Origin of the sequence: Streptomyces sp. NPDC006012 (assembly GCF_042871185.1) — a bacterium.
Classification (GTDB): domain Bacteria; phylum Actinomycetota; class Actinomycetes; order Streptomycetales; family Streptomycetaceae; genus Streptomyces.
In genome coordinates this window covers 26632-42806 of sequence record NZ_JBIAIE010000039.1, presented here as the reverse complement: position 1 = coordinate 42806, position 16175 = coordinate 26632, and the positions used below count along the sequence as shown (strand labels likewise).

General features: G+C 72.4%; 15 protein-coding genes. 9 read left to right on the top strand and 6 right to left on the bottom strand.

The genetic code is table 11. The features are described 5' to 3' along the window. Position 1 precedes the first annotated feature (1 nt). Together ACFYPJ_RS36870 and ACFYPJ_RS36865 are read right to left on the bottom strand one after the other, a co-directional pair. On the bottom strand, positions 2 to 1675 hold the full coding sequence (locus ACFYPJ_RS36870) for an FAD-binding dehydrogenase (protein WP_389026126.1): 1674 nt from the start codon (positions 1673 to 1675) through the stop codon (positions 2 to 4). Between the two features lie 31 nt (positions 1676 to 1706). Then, positions 1707 to 2345 (bottom strand): TetR/AcrR family transcriptional regulator, encoded by a 639-nt coding sequence (locus ACFYPJ_RS36865; RefSeq protein ID WP_389026124.1) that lies wholly within the window; start codon positions 2343 to 2345, stop codon positions 1707 to 1709. A gap of 141 nt (positions 2346 to 2486) precedes the next feature. Here ACFYPJ_RS36865 and ACFYPJ_RS36860 point away from each other — a divergent pair, with 141 nt between their 5' ends. From ACFYPJ_RS36860 to ACFYPJ_RS36850, 3 genes are all read left to right on the top strand, one after another. After that, positions 2487 to 3113, top strand: a complete 627-nt coding sequence (locus ACFYPJ_RS36860; protein WP_389026122.1) for an alpha-ketoglutarate-dependent dioxygenase AlkB — start codon at positions 2487 to 2489, stop codon at positions 3111 to 3113. A gap of 85 nt (positions 3114 to 3198) precedes the next feature. After that, entirely contained in the window at positions 3199 to 3945 is a 747-nt protein-coding gene (locus ACFYPJ_RS36855; protein ID WP_389026120.1) for an MBL fold metallo-hydrolase, read from the top strand. Positions 3946 to 4011: 66 nt separating this feature from the next. Continuing rightward, on the top strand, positions 4012 to 5247 hold the full coding sequence (locus ACFYPJ_RS36850; protein WP_389026118.1) for a DUF4032 domain-containing protein: 1236 nt from the start codon (positions 4012 to 4014) through the stop codon (positions 5245 to 5247). Between the two features lie 62 nt (positions 5248 to 5309). Here the strand turns inward: ACFYPJ_RS36850 and ACFYPJ_RS36845 are convergent, their stop codons facing one another. Further along, positions 5310 to 6182: a universal stress protein gene (locus ACFYPJ_RS36845; protein WP_389026117.1), complete on the bottom strand. Its 873-nt coding sequence runs from the start codon at positions 6180 to 6182 to the stop codon at positions 5310 to 5312. A gap of 180 nt (positions 6183 to 6362) precedes the next feature. On the opposite strand from ACFYPJ_RS36845, the gene ACFYPJ_RS36840 reads away from it, so the two are divergent. The 3 genes from ACFYPJ_RS36840 to ACFYPJ_RS36830 are packed head-to-tail and all read left to right on the top strand — an operon-like array spanning position 6363 to position 9828. Further along, on the top strand, positions 6363 to 8039 hold the full coding sequence (locus ACFYPJ_RS36840; RefSeq protein WP_389026115.1) for an FAD-dependent oxidoreductase: 1677 nt from the start codon (positions 6363 to 6365) through the stop codon (positions 8037 to 8039). Further along, positions 8036 to 9484: an ATP-binding protein gene (locus tag ACFYPJ_RS36835; RefSeq protein WP_389026113.1), complete on the top strand. Its 1449-nt coding sequence runs from the start codon at positions 8036 to 8038 to the stop codon at positions 9482 to 9484. Before ACFYPJ_RS36840 ends, ACFYPJ_RS36835 begins: the two co-directional genes overlap by 4 nt. Next, the gene (locus ACFYPJ_RS36830; RefSeq protein ID WP_389026111.1) at positions 9481 to 9828 is read left to right on the top strand and encodes a UBP-type zinc finger domain-containing protein; all 348 of its coding nucleotides are present in this window, start codon (positions 9481 to 9483) and stop codon (positions 9826 to 9828) included. Before ACFYPJ_RS36835 ends, ACFYPJ_RS36830 begins: the two co-directional genes overlap by 4 nt. Here ACFYPJ_RS36830 and ACFYPJ_RS36825 read toward each other — a convergent pair. The 3 genes from ACFYPJ_RS36825 to ACFYPJ_RS36815 all read right to left on the bottom strand — a co-directional run bounded on the left by ACFYPJ_RS36825 (position 9768) and on the right by ACFYPJ_RS36815 (position 12284). Beyond that, a complete protein-coding gene (locus tag ACFYPJ_RS36825; RefSeq protein ID WP_389026109.1) occupies positions 9768 to 10454 on the bottom strand; it encodes a glycoside hydrolase family 88 protein in 687 nt (228 codons plus the stop codon). The genes ACFYPJ_RS36830 and ACFYPJ_RS36825 overlap by 61 nt on opposite strands. A gap of 28 nt (positions 10455 to 10482) precedes the next feature. After that, the gene (locus ACFYPJ_RS36820; RefSeq protein WP_389026158.1) at positions 10483 to 11631 is read right to left on the bottom strand and encodes an SGNH/GDSL hydrolase family protein; all 1149 of its coding nucleotides are present in this window, start codon (positions 11629 to 11631) and stop codon (positions 10483 to 10485) included. Positions 11632 to 11717: 86 nt separating this feature from the next. Then, complete coding sequence (locus tag ACFYPJ_RS36815) at positions 11718 to 12284, bottom strand: hypothetical protein (protein WP_389026107.1); 567 nt, start codon at positions 12282 to 12284, stop codon at positions 11718 to 11720. 245 nt (positions 12285 to 12529) lie between these two features. Between ACFYPJ_RS36815 and ACFYPJ_RS36810 the strand changes: the two genes are divergently transcribed. From ACFYPJ_RS36810 to ACFYPJ_RS36800, 3 genes are all read left to right on the top strand, one after another. Further along, positions 12530 to 13768 (top strand): serine hydrolase domain-containing protein, encoded by a 1239-nt coding sequence (locus ACFYPJ_RS36810; protein ID WP_389026105.1) that lies wholly within the window; start codon positions 12530 to 12532, stop codon positions 13766 to 13768. Between the two features lie 87 nt (positions 13769 to 13855). Next, positions 13856 to 15241, top strand: a complete 1386-nt coding sequence (locus ACFYPJ_RS36805; RefSeq protein ID WP_389026103.1) for a CAP domain-containing protein — start codon at positions 13856 to 13858, stop codon at positions 15239 to 15241. Between the two features lie 75 nt (positions 15242 to 15316). Beyond that, positions 15317 to 15994, top strand: coding sequence for an AIM24 family protein (locus ACFYPJ_RS36800; RefSeq protein ID WP_389026101.1), 678 nt, complete (start codon positions 15317 to 15319; stop codon positions 15992 to 15994). Positions 15995 to 16175 lie beyond the last annotated feature (181 nt).

Sequence of the window (16175 nt, the reverse complement as noted above, 5' to 3'; positions counted from 1 at the left end):
CTCACCCGGTCTGCCGCGCCGCCGCCCGCCCCGCGGCCCGCCCGGAGAAGAGGCAGCCACCGAGGAAGGTGCCCTCCAGCGCGTTGTAGCCGTGCACACCGCCGCCCCCGAAACCGGCCACCTCGCCCGCCGCGTACAGCCCGCCGACGGGCTGCCCGTCGACACCCAGGGCGCGCGAGTCCAGGTCGGTCTGGATGCCGCCGAGCGTCTTGCGGGTCAGGATGTGCAGCTTGACGCCGATGAGCGGGCCGGCCGCCGGGGCGAGGATGCGGTGCGGGACGGCGACGCGGCCGAGTCGGTCACCGATGTAGCGGCGGGCGTTGCGGATGCCCTGGATCTGCGAGTCCTTGCTGTAGGGGTTGTCGATCTGCAGGTCACGGGCTTCGATCTGGCGGCGCACCACGGCCGGGTCGAGGAGCGGCTCGTCCGTGAGTCCGTTCATCTTCTCCACGAGCCGTTCCAGGGTGTCGGCGGTCACGAAGTCCGCGCCGTGCCGCAGGAATGCCTGCACCGGCCCGGGGGCGCCCTTGCCGAGCAGCCGGTCGCGCAGCACCGCCTTGCGGTCCTTGGCGGTGATGTCCGGGTTCTGTTCGGAGCCCGACAGCGCGAACTCCTTCTCGATGATCTTCCGGGTGAGGACGAACCAGGAGTGGTCGTGGTGCTTGAGGTCGTCGGTGGTGCGCAGGTGCCTGAGGGTGCTCAGGGTGTCGTAGCCGGGCAGGCAGGGGTCGGGCAGCCGGCGGCCGAGGGCGTCCAGCCAGACGGCGGAGGGGCCGGGCAGGATGCGGATGCCGTGGCCGGGCCAGACCGGGTCCCAGTTGCGCAGCCCCTCGGTGTAGTGCCACATGCGGTCCCGGTTCACCAGGCGCGCGCCCGCCTCGGCGCTGATGTCGAGCATCCGGCCGTCGACGTGCGCGGGGACGCCGGTGACCATGCGCGCGGGCGGCGTGCCCAGCCGCTCGGGCCAGAACCGGCGCACGATGTCGTGGTCGGCGCCGATGCCGCCGCTGGTGACGATCACGGCCTGGGCGGTCAGTTCGAAGTCGCCGATCCCCTCGCGGTTGGAGGGGACCCCGCGCGGCGCGTCGTCGGGGGCCAGAACGGTGCCGCGCACACCGGTGGCCTGCCCCGCCTCGACGACCAGTTCGTCCACCCGGTGCCGGTGGTGGAAGGTGAGCAGCCCGTCCCGGACGGCCTGCCGGGCGTGGCGCGCGAACGGCTCGACGACACCGGTGCCGGTGCCCCAGGCGATGTGGAAGCGCGGTACGGAATTGCCGTGGCCGTCGGCGCGCAGGTCGCCGCGCTCGGCCCAGCCGACGGTGGGCAGCAGGGAGATGCCGTGCCCCTGCAGCCAGGAGCGCTTCTCGCCGGCGGCGAACTCGACGTAGGCGCGCGCCCAGCGCACCGCCCAGGAGTCCTCGTCCGCGAGCCGGTCGAACCGCGCGCTGCCCTGCCAGTCGTTCCAGGCGAGGTCGAAGGAGTCCTTGATGCCCAGGCGCCGCTGCTCCGGGGAGTCGACGAGGAAGAGGCCGCCGAAGGCCCAGAACGCCTGGCCGCCGAGGTTGGCGGCGTTCTCCTGGTCGACCAGGGCGACGCGCCGGCCCCGGCTGGTGAGTTCGTGCGCCGCGACCAGACCGGCGAGGCCCGCTCCGACGACGATGACGTCCGCGTCCATGGTGACCGTTTCCTTCCCTCGGCAAATGTCTCTACGAGTCGTGCGACGAGCCGTGCGGGGTGCCGCCTGCGGTCAGCAGCGCGGTGAGCAGCCGGCGGAGCCAGGCACGGGCGGCGTCCACGTCCCGGTCCAGCAGCAGTTGGGTGGTGACGCCGTCGTAGGCGGCGACCACGGCGTGCGCGGCGCCGTCCGCGCCGCCCAGCGCGGCGGGCAGCGGGGCGTGGCCGGCGGCCCGGGAGAGCCGGTCCGCGATCGCCTGCCTGAGCCGGGCCCGGTGGCCGAGGAGCGCCTGTGCCACGGCGGGGTCGCGGGCGGCGTGCACCAGGAAGTCCGTCTTGACCAGCAGCCAGTCCACGTCCAGCAGGAGCACCTCGGTGACCCGGTCCACGGCGGCGGGGACGTCCAGGCCGGGCCCGTCGAGAGCCAGCGCGGCGGTCACCTGCTCGGCGATGAGGTCGGCGCGGGCCCGGTAGAGGGCGAAGAACAACTCGTCCAGGGTGGCGAAGTTGGAGTAGAAGGCGCCGCGGCTGAAGCCCGCGGCCTCGCAGACCTCCTCGATGGAGACCCGGCCGAAACCCTTGGCGGCGAAGACGGTGAACGCGGCGTCGAGCAGCCGGGCCCGGGTCCGGCCCCGGCGCCGGGTCACCCGCCCGGCCGTCGTCTCCGCCATCACCCGGACCTCCGTTCGATACGCGAATGTATCGGATACATCGATGTATCGAAAGGGCCCGGCACGCCCGTAGCGCAGCGCGGAGGGCACCGCACGACGATCATGGGAACACATTTTCGATTCAAGGGTTACGCTGACGATATGGCCGCGCACCTGCAGGGCTCCCTGTTCGACCAGAGCGACGAGCTGCGGCTCGCCGCTCTCGCCGCGGCCCGCCGCACCGTACTGGGCGCCGGAGCCTGGATCGACGTGCTGCCCGGCTGGCTGAGCGGGGCGGACGCACTGTTCGAACGACTGGCCGCGGACGTGCCGTGGCACGCGGAGCGCCGCACGATGTACGACAACGTCGTCGACGTACCACGGCTGCTCGCCTTCTACCGGGCGGACGACGCGCTGCCGCACCCGGTGCTGACCGAGGCCCGCGACGCGCTCTCCCGGCACTACGCCGACGAACTGGGCGAACCCTTCACCACGGCCGGCCTGTGCTATTACCGCGACGGCCGGGACAGCGTCGCCTGGCACGGCGACCGGTTCGGACGGGGAGCCCGCGAGGACACCATGGTCGCGATCCTCTCCGTGGGCACGCCGCGGGACCTGCTGCTGCGCCCGGCGGCCGGCGGCCACTCGGTCCGCCGGCCGCTCGGGCACGGCGACCTCATCGTGATGGGCGGCTCCTGCCAGCGGACCTGGGAGCACTGCATCCCGAAAACGGCGCGCGCCACGGGGCCGCGCATCAGCGTCCAGTTCCGCCCGCACGGCGTACGGTGATCTCCGGCGCCCCCGCGCACCGCGGCGGCCGGCGCATCTGATTGGCTGTCCGCGTCGGACAGCACGCTCAGGACTCGGGGAGATCATGCAGGCAGACGTACGCCAAGTCGCCGACGGCGCCTACCTGGTGCACGGGAACCACACCAACTGGGTGATCCTCAAGGACGGGGACGCCGTCACCCTGGTGGACACGGGCTACCCCGGGGACCGGCAGCCGCTCCTCGACTCCCTGGCCGCGGTGGGCAGCGCGCCCGAGGCGATCACCGCCGTGCTGATCACACACGCGCACAACGACCACCTGGGCTCGGCCGAGTACCTGCGCAGCACCTACGGCACCCCGGTCTACCTGCACAAGGCCGAAGTCCCGCATGCCCGCCGGGAGTTCCTCCAGCAGGTGTCCGTGGGCGCGGTGCTGCGCAACGTCTGGCGGCCGGGCGTCGTTCCCTGGCTCGTGCACGTGCTGCGCGTCGGGGGCACCGAACAGCATCCGGTCGGCGCTCCGGAGTCGTTCCCCGGCGACGGGGCGCTGGATCTGCCGGGCCGGCCCGTCCCGGTCCACACGCCCGGCCACACGGACGGGCACACCGTGTACCACCTGCCCCACCTCGGCATCGTCATCTCCGGTGACGCCCTGGTCAGCGGCCACCCGACCGCCCGGCTGCGCGGACCCCAACTGCTGCCGGTCATGTTCGACCACGACCGGGCCCGTACGGTGGCCTCGCTGGAGCTGATCGCGCAGTTGGAGGGCGACACCCTGCTGCCGGGCCACGGGCCGGTCCACCACGGGCCGGTGCGCGAGGCCGCCGAACAAGCCCGGACACGGGCCGGCTGAGGCACCCGCCCGTAGGCGGCGGACCGCCCTGCACCGGCCGCCGCGGCAGGTCGTAGGGTTCGAGCCATGGCCTTGCAGATCAGCGCCACCAATCCGGAGCACCCCGCGCTCCTGCTCGAACTTCCCTGGGGCCTGCCCCTGGAGGAGTGGCCCGAGGAATACCTCGTACCGCTCCCCCGGGGCATCTCCCGGCACGTGGTGCGCTACGCCCGGGCCGGCACCGAGGTCATCGCGGTCAAGGAACTCGCCGGCCGGCCCGCGCTGCGCGAGTACGAACTGCTGCGCGACCTGGACCGGCTCGGCATCCCCGCCGTCGACCCGCTGGCCATGATCACGGGCCGCGCCGACAGCGACGGGGAACCGCTGGAGTCGGCGCTGGTCACCCGGCACCTGCGCGGCTCGATGCCGTACCGCTCGATGTTCGAGACCACCATGCGCCCGGAGACCATGCACCGGTTGATGGACGCGCTGGCCGTGCTGCTGGTGCGGCTGCACCTGGCCGGGTTCGCCTGGGGCGACTGCTCGCTGTCCAACACGCTGTTCCGGCGCGACGCGGGCGCCTACGCCGCCTATCTGGTGGACGCCGAGACCGGCGACCTGCACCCGCGGCTCAGCCCCGGCCAGCGGGAGTACGACCTCGACCTGGCGCGCGTCAACATCAGCGGCGAGCTGATGGACCTGGAGGCGTCCGGGGCGCTGCACCCCTCCGTGGACCCCGTCGAGTTCGGCCACGAGATCTGCACCCGCTACGAGGGCCTGTGGCAGGAGCTGACCCGCACCTCGGTGTACCCGGCCGGCAAGTACCACTACATCGAGCGCCGCATCCGGCGCCTGAACGATCTCGGTTTCGACGTCGCCGAGATGCAGATCGAGCACTCCTCCAACGGTGACTCGGTCACCTTCGTGCCCAAGGTCGTCGACGCCGGCCACCACCAGCGCCAACTGCTGCGCCTGACCGGTCTGGACACCGAGGAGAACCAGGCCCGGCGGCTGCTGAACGACCTGGAGAGCTGGATGGCCACCCAGGACGACTACGCGCCCGGCGACCCCCTCAGCACCCGTGACGAGGTGCTGGCCCACCGCTGGGTGCGAGACGTGTTCCGGCCCACCGTGCGGGCCGTGCCGCCCGAGTTGCGCGGCGCGATGGATCCCGCGGAGATCTACCACCAGTTGCTCGAACACCGCTGGTACCTGTCCGAGCGTGCGCAGCACGACATAGGACTGGACACGGCGGTCTCCGACTACATCGAGAACGTCCTGCCGAAGGCCCGCGCGACGCTGGAGCCGACGACCCCCGAGTGAAGGGTCCGCCGGTCCGGGCGCCGCGCCGGCCGCGCCCCGGGCCGACAGTCCGGCGGGCCCGGTCAGTCGTGCGGGACCACGGCCACCGGGCACGGCGCGTGGTGCAGCACCCCGTGGGCCACCGAGCCGATGCGGGCGCCGACCGCCGTGCGGTGCGCCCGGCGCCCCACGATCATCAGCTGGGCCCGCTCCGCGACCGACAGCAGCACCTGGCCCGCGCTGCCCATCTCGATGTGCTCGGTGACGGGAACGCCGGGGAACCGCTCCCGCCACGGCCTGAGCGCCTCGGCCAGCGCCTCCTTCTCGTACGGCTCCAGGCCCCCGGCGTCGTCCAGCAGCTTCATCGAGCCCGGGCTGTAGGCGAAGACGGGCGGCAGGGTCCAGGCCCGTACGGCCAGGAGCCCGGCCCGGCGGGCCGCCGCGGTCTCGAACGCGAAGCGCAGCGTGGCGGCGCTGTCCTCGGGGTCGCCCTGCTGGCCCACGACCACGTCCCGGCCGGCCGCCTCGGCCGCGGCCCGGTCCCCGGCGCGCACCAGTACCACCGGCCGCCGGGCCCCGGCGATCACCTGCTGGCCGACGGAGCCGAGCAGGAACCCCACGACCGGTCCGTGGCCGCGTGAGCCGAGCGCCAGCAGTTCGGCGTCGGCCGCGGCGGCGAGCAACGCCTCAGCGGCGTGGCCCTCGACGACGTCCGTGGTGACGGTCAGTTCCGGGTGCCGCTCGGTGACCGGGCGCACCGCCCGGGCCGTCGCGTCGCGCACCCAGCCCTGCTGGGTGTCCCGGTCCGCCGCGGCGGTCGCCTCGTGGTGCTGGGGATGCCAGGCGTGCACCACGTGCAGGGGCCGGTCCCGGCGGACGGCCTCGCGGGCCGCCCACGCCAGTGCGGCCAGGCTCTCCTCCGTACCGTCGACCCCCGCCGTGATCGGGCGTGTCATGCGCAGCCTCCTCGTCGTCGCGCGTGTGCGGGGTCAGTCTTCCCCACCCGGGCCTGGTCGCGGGTGCGCTCCGGCGTGGCAGGGCGAAGCCGGCGGATCGAACATACGATGGGATATGGACCGGCGCGGTGACGACGGCGACACCGTCCCGTGGAGAAGACCGCTCGGGGTGGGAGACATATGGCACAGGCCGCCGACACAGCGCGGACCGTCATTTTGACCGTGGACGACGACCCGGGTGTTTCGCGTGCCGTCGCCCGGGACCTACGGCGCCGTTACGGCCAGTCGTACCGGATCGTGCGCGCGGAGTCGGGCGAATCGGCACTGGGCGCGCTGCGCGAGCTGAAGCTGCGCGGTGACCTGGTCGCCGTGATCCTCGCCGACTACCGGATGCCGCAGATGAACGGCATCGAGTTCCTGGAACAGGCCCTGGACGTGTACCCGGGTGCGCGGCGGGTGCTGCTGACCGCCTACGCGGACACCGACGCGGCGATCGACGCGATCAACGTCGTCGATCTCGACCACTATCTGCTCAAGCCGTGGGACCCGCCGGAGGAGAAGCTGTATCCGGTGCTCGACGACCTGCTGGAGTCCTGGCGCAGCAGCGACCACCGGCCGGTGCCCAGCACCAAGGTCGTCGGTCACCGCTGGTCGGCCCGTTCGTCGGACGTACGGGAGTTCCTGGCCCGCAACCAGGTGCCGTACCGCTGGTACTCGGTGGAGGAGCCGGAGGGCGGGCGGCTGCTGGCGGCGGCCGGGCAGGACGGGCAGCGCCTCCCGCTGGTGATCACCCCCGACGGGACCGTGCTGGTCGAACCGGAGGCGCCGGAGCTGGCCGCGAAGGTGGGCCTGGCGACGACCCCGACAGCCGACTTCTACGACCTCGTCGTCATCGGCGGCGGACCCGCCGGGCTCGGCGCGGCCGTGTACGGGGCCTCGGAGGGGCTGCGGACGGTGCTCGTGGAGCGGTCGGCGACCGGCGGGCAGGCCGGGCAGAGCTCCCGCATCGAGAACTACCTGGGCTTCCCGGACGGCGTCTCCGGCGCACAGCTCACCGACCGGGCCCGGCGGCAGGCCGCCAAGTTCGGCGCCGAGATCCTCACCGCCCGCGAGGTGGCCGGTCTGGAGATCAACGGCGCGGCGCGGGTGGTGCGGTTCGCGGACGGTTCCGCGGTGGCGGCGCACAGCGTGATCCTGGCGACCGGGGTGCAGTACCGGCAGCTGACCGCCGACGGCTGCACGGGGCTGACCGGTTGCGGCGTGTTCTACGGCTCCGCGCTGACCGAGGCCGCCGCCTGCCAGGGACACGACGTGTACATCGTCGGCGGCGCCAACTCGGCCGGACAGGCCGCGATGTACCTGGCCCGGGGCGCCAAGTCGGTCACGCTGCTGGTGCGCGGCGCGGACCTGTCGGCCTCCATGTCGTACTACCTGATCCAGCAGATCAACGAGGCGCCCAACATCTTCGTGCGCTGTCACACCGTCGTCGAGGCCGCGCACGGCACGGACCACCTGGAACAGCTGACGCTGCGGCACGCGGTGACCGGGGAGACGGAACGCGTCGACGCTCAGTGGATGTTCGTGTTCATCGGCGCGGCCCCGCTCACCGACTGGCTGGACGGCACGGTGCTGCGCGACGAGCGCGGGTTCATCCTGTCCGGGCCCGATCTGACGGCCGACGGCCGCCCGCCCGCGCTCTGGGAGCTGGACCGGCCGCCGTACCACCTGGAGACCAGTGTTCCCGGCGTGTTCGTGGCGGGTGACGCGCGCGCCGAGTCCGCCAAACGCGTCGCGTCGGCCGTCGGCGAGGGAGCCATGGCCGTGATGCTCGTCCACCGGTATCTGGAGCAGTCATGAGCGGTCGGATGATGCCGTGCAGTCCCAAGGAGATCGGCACGCTGTTCCTGTTCGAGAAACTCGAACAGGAACAGTTGGGCCGGCTGTGCCGGGAAGGACACGTGGAACTGCACGACCCCGGCCCGGTGTACACCGAGGGCGAGCCCGCCACCTGTTTCTACGTCATGCTCGACGGCACCGTCGTCATGTCCCGCCGGGTGGCGGGCGACGACGTGGAGACCAACCGCACCTCGCAGCGCGGCGTGTACGCGGGCGCCATGCAGGCATATCTGGGCGACCGGGTGCGGCAGGTGTACCGCAACTCGATGCGCGTCACCGAGCCGACGCGGTTCTTCGTACTGCCCGCGGACACGTTCGCGGACATCATGGGCGAGTGGTTCCCGATGGCGGTGCACCTGCTGGAGGGGCTGTTCTTCGGCTCGAAGAACACGCAGGTGACCGTCGGACAGCGGGAACGGCTACTGGCGCTCGGCTCGTTGTCGGCCGGCCTCACGCATGAGCTGAACAACCCGGCGGCGGCCGCCGTGCGGGCCACCGCGACCCTGCGCGAGCGAGTGGCGAAGATGCGGCACAAGCTGGCCGTCATCACCGAGGGACCCTTCTCCCGGGAGGAGCTGGCCGCGCTCATCGAGGTCCAGGAACGCACCGCGGAACGGGTCGCCAAGGCTCCCTCGCTCAGCCCGCTGGAGGCCGCCGACCGGGAGGACGCCCTCACCGACTGGCTCGACGAGCACGGCGTGGACAACGGCTGGCAGGTCGCGCCCGCCTTCGTGCAGGCCGGGCTCGACGTCGACTGGCTGGAGGAGGCAGCGGCAGCGGTCGGCGAGGAGATCCTGCCCGGCGCGATCGGCTGGCTCAACTACACGATCGAGACCGAGCTGCTGATGAACGAGATCGAGGACGCCACCTCCCGGATCTCGCACCTGGTCGATGCGGCCAAGCAGTACTCGCAGCTGGACCGGGCGCCCTACCGGGTGGTGGACGTGCACGAACTCCTCGACAGCACACTGCTGATGCTGTCCGCCAAGATCGGCCCGCGGATCCGCGTCGTCAGGGAGTACGACCGTACGCTCCCGCCGATCTCGGCCTACCCGGCGGAGCTGAACCAGGTGTGGACCAACCTGGTCGACAACGCAGTCGCGGCGATGGACGGCGCGGGCGGCGAGGGCACGCTGACCGTCCGGACGGCGCCGGTCCACGAACAGATCCTGGTCGAGTTCGGTGACACCGGTCCGGGCGTCGCGCCGGAGATCCGCGACCGCATCTTCGACCCCTTCTTCACGACGAAACCGGTCGGCGAGGGCACCGGACTCGGCCTGGACATCTCCTGGCGGATCATCGTCAACAAGCACCACGGCAGCATCCGGGTCACGTCGGTGCCCGGCGACACCCGCTTCCAGGTCCTGCTCCCGCTGGCCGCCGAGACACCCGAGGAGGCAGCATGACCGACACCGCGATCGATCCCACCGTCCCGCCGAGCGGTACCGGCTGCGTGGAGTGCGACGACGTCGGCGGGTGGTGGTTCCACCTGCGGCGCTGCACGCAGTGCGGGCACATAGGCTGCTGCGACGACTCCCCCGCCAAGCACGCCACCGCCCACCACGAGGCCACCGGCCACCCGGTGATCCGCAGTTTCGAGCCGGACGAGAGCTGGTTCTGGAACTACGACACGCAGGAGTTGTCCGAGGCCGGCCCGGAACTCGCTCCCCCGGCCGCCCACCCGGCGGATCAGCCCGTCCCGGGCCCGACGGGCCGCGTCCCCGCGAACTGGGCACAAATACTCCTCTGAATCCCGCGCCCCGACAGGGGCGCGGGGAACTGCGCGACCAGCCCCCGCACACCCGCGGTCGAGCGGCGCCCTCTCCTCAGCCCACCCGGCGGAGCGTCACCCGCACAGCAGGGCGAACTCCGCACCCCCCAGCAGAAACGCGCCCACGCCGAAGTTCGCGGTGCTGTCGTAGGTGACGGGCTGGCTGGACTCGGGGCGGTCGCCGACGTTCTGGACGTAGCCGAGGAAGCCGTCCGGGTGGACGGCGGTGCCGGCCAGGCCCCGATCTCGTACAGGTCGAGGTAGGCCTGCCCGGCGTTGTGGTTGTCGGCGTGGCGGGTGGCGACGCCGCCGTTGAGCGCGTAGTCGTGTTTCTCGGCCCATGCCTTCGCGTAGGCGAGGTGGCGGGGCTCGCCGCTGAGGCGGTGGAGCGCGAGCAGGCCGCTGAAGAAGGTGGCGTTGGCCCAGCCGTTGTCGCCCGGGTCCTGGTGGGAGCCGATCCAGTGGTCGGCGACCCGCCGCAGGACGGCGACCACCTCCGCCCTGCGGGGCAGGGGCGGGGGCGCGGCGGAGGCGGGCGCGGCGGACAGGACCGTCGCGGTGGCCGCGAGCGCGGTCCCGCCGGTGAGTAACTGACGTCGGTTCACTGGTGCGGCTCCTTCGCTGTGCGGGGGGTCACTGGGTGCCGGGTGTGCGGGAGCAGTCGAGCGTGTCCAGGCCGACGGCATCGGCCATGGCCTGCATGCCCTTGTCGTTGGGGTGGAGGTGGTCACCGGCGTCGAGGAAGGGCAGCATCCGCTCGGGGTCGTAGGGGTTGCGCAGGACGCGGTCGAAGTCGGTGACGGCGTCGAACAGTCCGCCGGTCCTGATGAACGCGTTCGCCTCCTGGCGTACGGCCTCGGCCTCCGGGTCCCATTCGGACCAGCCCTTGAACGGGCCGACGGTCGCGCCGACGACGCACTTGCCTGCGGCGTGCGCCCGGTCGGCGATCTCGCGGTATCCGGCGATCAGGGCCTCGGCCGTGACACCGGTGTGCGCCTTGATGTCGTTGACACCCTCGAAGAGGAAGACGGTGCGGACCCCGGGCAGCGACAGGACGTCCCGGTCGAGCCGGTTCAGGGCACTCTGCCCGGCGCCGTCCGCGAGGACCTTGTTGCCGGAGATCCCCTCGTTGGCCGCGCCCTTGACCGTGGTGTCCGCGGTCGCGAGGCGCCGGGCGAGGTAGTCGGGCCAGCGGCGGTTGGTGTCGCCGGTGGACGCCCAGCCGTCGGTGATGGAGTCGCCGAGCGCCGCCACGGCCCGGGTGGCAGCGTCCTTCGGCCGCACGGAGACGGCGTCGAGATAGGCCCAGGAGCCGGTCGTGGCGGTCCAGCCTGCGGCGGAGTCCTCGGCGGTGTGGTCGCCGTCGCTGAGGTACGACGTCTGCATCGCCATGCTGTGACCGGTGACCGGGCCCGCCGCGTCCGGGCTGTGCAGGCTCACCACCAGGTCGGTCGCGGCAGGCAGGGTGCCGGGCAGCGGGTCGCTCCACACGGCGGCGCCCGCGGGCACGGTGACCGTACGGGCGCCGTCGAAGGCCACCCGCCTGTTGCTGCCCTTCTTGAGCGCGGCGCCCTCGGCCCGGATCCCGGCACGGACGCTGTCGAACGTCACCGGCCGGTCCCCGAAGGCGTTGGACAGCCGGATCCGGGTCCCGCTGCCGCCGGCGCTGGTGTGCACGATCAGCCGGTAGCCGCGGTCGGCGACGGCGTCGCCGATCCGGTCGGCGCTCGCCGCCCAGGTCACGACGGAGTCCGGGTCGGCGCCGGTCCCGGGGGCGTCGATCCCGTGGGCGAACGCGTTCTGGCCGACGGCGATCACGAGGACGACGGCGACGGCGACGGCACGGCAGCCGCGGGCGAGCCGGCCGGTCACCGGGCGATCCCTTCGCGGGTGACCGAGCGGTCCGGGTCGCGCGTGACCGGGTGGCCCGGTTCGAGGGTGGCCGTGCGGTCGTCGCCGCCGTGGGTCGCCGTCGTGGTCCGGCCGCCGGGAAAGGGGCCGACGAACGGGGACGGTTGCCGGTGGGCGGTCTCGCCGAGGTCGTCCGGGGACATCCGTTCCTCCAGCCGTCCGCTCGCGGGACCCACCTGGGGCAGGTAGAGGTGCTCGCGCAGTCCGCCGACGGTGCCGGCAAACGGAGTGTTCCGCTGCAACTCCGCTGTCGCCGTACGGTAGTTGTCGAACGGCGCCCGGACCAGTTCCGGTGCACAAGTGGTGCCTTCGGCGTCCTGTGGTCCGTGTTCCGGGGACCAGTGACCGTCGGCCTGGCGACGGCGCGGGTGCGCCGCGGCCTTCGCGGCCGGAGCGGTGGCCGTCCCGGGACGTGCCGCCGGAACGGCGCGTGCTTCCGGAACGGGGGACGGGACCGTCGTGGCGATCCGTGATGCGGCCGGCGTGTGCGCCGGGAACGACTTGGGGTGTGGGGTCGAACGCATGGCCGGGAACCTAGGGCCGTTATTTTCTACTGTCAATAAATGAAACAGCAGTTGTCGAACGGGCAGTTGGCTCGCATTCCGGCCGCCCGCCGCCCCCGGCGTCCTCTGCGCAGCCGTGCCACCGGGTGATCGGCCGCACACCAACTGTGTGTCAGCCGCGGAGATCTGACGGCGTACGAGAAAGTTACGTCGCCCCGATACGGGATATTTCTCCCCGAATCAATGAAAATGGGAGTGAAAACCGGATGATCTCAGGAACGGTGGGCAGAGGAGTGGTCGGCAGCGGCGCGGTGCTCGGAGCGCTCGCGCTCTCGCTGCTCGCGATGCCGGCCCGGGCCACGCCCGGCCAGGTCAGCGGCGAGGCGCCGACCGCACTGCCGGCGCCTGACACCGCGCAGCTGCGCGACGTACTGCGCTCGGCGGTGGCGCAGGGAGCGCCCGGCGCCATGGCCCGGATCGACGACGACGGAAGCGTGTACACGGCGACGCAGGGCTTCGCCGACCAGGACACCCGGCGGGCCCTCGACACCGACGACCGCTTCCGCGTCGGCAGTGTCACCAAGGTCTTCTCGACCGTCGTCCTGCTGCAACTGGTGGACGCGCACCAGCTCGACCTGGACGCTCCCGTCAACCGGTATCTGCCCGGCCTGCTGCCCGACGACCGGATCACCGTGCGGCACGTGCTGAGCCACCGCAGCGGCCTGTACGACTACACCGACGACATGTTCGCCCAGTCCGTCTCCGGATTCGAGGCGGTGCGCAACAAGGTCTACTCCTACCGTCAGCTGGTGGACCTCTCGCTGAAGAAGGCGCGCACCAACACGCCCGGCGCCGCCTACGCCTACTCGAACACCAACTTCGTGGTGGCCGGGATGCTGATCGAGAAGATCACCGGGCACTCCGTGCGCTCCGAGTACGAGAACCGCATCTTCAAGCCGCTGAAGCTGAACGACACCTCGTACGTGCACCCCGACGTCAGGATCCAGGGCCGCTACGCCCGCGGCTACCTCACCCCGGACACGGCCGGGCAGGCACTGGTCGACGCGACCGAGCAGACGGTCTCCTGGGCGCAGAGCGCCGGTGCCGTCATCTCCAGCACCCGGGACCTCAACACCTTCCTCTCCGCGCTCGCCGACGCCAAGCTGACCTCGGCCGAGTCTCTGGCGGAGATGGAACGGTTCACGAAGGTGGACAGCACGACGGCGTACGGCCTCGGACTGCGCCGCCGCACCCTGTCCTGCGGCGTCTCGGTGCAGGGCCACACGGGCGTCGTCCAGGGCTACTACACCTACGCCTTCACCAGCGAGGACGGCCGGCGCAGCGTCACCGCGCTCGCCAACACCTCCAACAACACGAAGGTGCTCAACACGATGGCGGGCACACTGGAGTCGGCGTTCTGCGGGAAACAGCGGACGGACCGGAAGCGCGCCGCGGCGGCCGTCGAGCGTACCGAGGACATCGCCCCGTCGCTGATCCGCCACTGAGCGGACCACGGGAACCATCGCGTGCCGCCCAGGCGTTGTACCGAGGACCCGACCGGGCCCGGACCACCACTTCTCCTGGGCGGCACGATGAGCGAGCTGGTTCCCGGGGGCAATCTGCCCCTGCCGGACGGCAGGCTGAGCTTGCGGGTGCCCGGTCCCTTCGACGTGTCCGCGATCGTCACCGGGGAGAGCGGAAAGGTCGCGGGTGACGCCGACTTCGTGTTCTACAACCAGCCGGCCGTCCCCGGCGTCCGGCTGCGCGGCGACACGCTGAGCGTCGAACCGGCCCGGCTGCGCGCGGGCGCGGTCCGGGTCACCGTGGCCGTCAGCCCCGCCGAGCCGGACACTCCGCTCGGCCGGCTGCCCGCGCCCGTGCTCCAGGTCGGCGACGTGCGGGGAAGGACGCTGGCCCGGTTCGCCCCGCCGCGCCCCGGCCCCGAGACCGTGCTGCTGCTCGCCGAGCTGTACCGCCGGGGCGCCGTCTGGAAGCTCAGGGCGATCGGACAGGGGTACGCGGACGGGCTGGCCGGACTCGCCAGGGACTTCGGGGTCGATGTCCTCGACGAGCCCACGGCCACGCCGGCGCACCGCCACGGCCCCCGCACCGCCGCCTCCCCCGCACCTGGCACCTCCGCCATGTCCCGCCGCGTCACCTCCCCCGTGCCCGGGTCCACCCCCGCCGCGTCCCCCGCGCCCGACTCCGAGGGCTTCCTCCCCCTCGTCAACTCCGCCCGCGCCGGGGCCGGGGCACCGCCGGTCGTCCTCGACGCCCGGCTGGTCGCCGCCGCGCGGGCCCATGCGGCCGCGCTGGCCGCCGCCGGCCGTCTCGCCGCCGAGAGCCAGGACGGCACCGCGCTCCACCAGCGGATCACCGCGACCGGATTCGCCTACGTCACCGTCGGCGAACACCTGGTCTCAGGACCGCGCACGCCCGCCGAGTTCGTCGCGTACTGCCTGCGCACCGAACAGGCCCGGCGCACCCTCCAGGATCCCGGCTTCACGCACACCGGACTGGCGTACGCCACCGGGCCGCGCACGGGCGACGTCTACTGGACGGCGCTGTGGGCCAGCCCGCTCACCCCCCACGCGCTGGCGCGCACCTGCGCCGATGTGGTCGAGCTGACCAACCGGGAGCGGCGGCGGGCGCGGTTGGCGCCGCTCTCACCGGATCCGCTGCTCACGGCCGCCGCGCAGGCGCACAGCGCGGACATGGTGGCCCGGGACTTCTACTCGCACACCTCGCCCGAGGGCTCACAGCCCTGGGACAGGGCCGCCGCCGCGGGTTCCCGGCGGCGCACGATCGGGGAGAACATCGCCTGCGGCCAGCGCTCCGCCGCCGAGGTGGTGACGGGCTGGATGAACAGTCCCGGCCATCGCGCCAACATCCTGAAGCCGGACTTCACCCACATCGGCGTGGGTTTCGCCGGAGGCGGGCGGACGGGCACGTACTGGACCCAGCTCTTCGGCGCCTGACCGCCGGACCGCGCCGGGCCGAAACCATACTCCGCGATCTTGGCGGAACGACATGCTCCGGGACACCATGCCCGCATGAAGGGTGACCTCTTTTCCAGTGAGCACATGGTGCAGCCGGCCGTCGAGCCCGGCATGTCCGTCGAAAACGCCAAATGCATCAAGTACGCGGTCAACGGCGAGATGATCGCCCGCCAGGGCGCGATGATCGCCTTCCGCGGCAGCCTCCAGTTCGAACGCAAGGGCCAGGGCGTGGGCGGCATGCTCAAGCGTGCGGTCACCGGTGAGGGGCTGCCCCTCATGGCGGTGCGCGGCCAGGGCGAGGCGTGGTTCGCGCACGAGGCGCAGAACTGCTTCGTCGTCGAGATCGAGCCCGGCGACCAGTTCACCGTCAACGGCCGGAACGTGCTGTGCTTCGACGCCTCGCTCTCGTACGAGATCAAGACCGTCAAGGGCTCGGGCATCGCCGGTGGCGGCCTGTTCAACAGCGTCTTCAGCGGGTACGGCCGACTCGGTCTGGTCTGCGACGGCACCCCGCTGGTGATCCCGGTCTCGGCGCACTACCCCGTCTACGTCGACACGGACGCGGTGGTCGGCTGGACCACCCGGCTGCAGACCTCGCTGCACCGGTCGCAGTCCATCGGCTCGATGCTGCGCGGCGGTTCCGGCGAAGCGGTGCAGCTGATGCTGCAAGGTGAGGGATACGTCGTGGTGCGTCCGAGCGAGGCGACCCCGCAGCGGCCGCAACAGCACTGACACGTCCCCCGTGACACGGTCCGCCCGTGTCACGACCCGTCCGTGACACGACCCGCCGTGGCACGGTCCGCCCGTACCGCGCCGGTGTCCCTTCGGATGGACCGACGGCCCGATCCGGGAAGGACGACGCCCCGGCCCGGAGCGTCCTTCTCGGGCCGGCGCGGGGCCCGCGGCCTGCGGA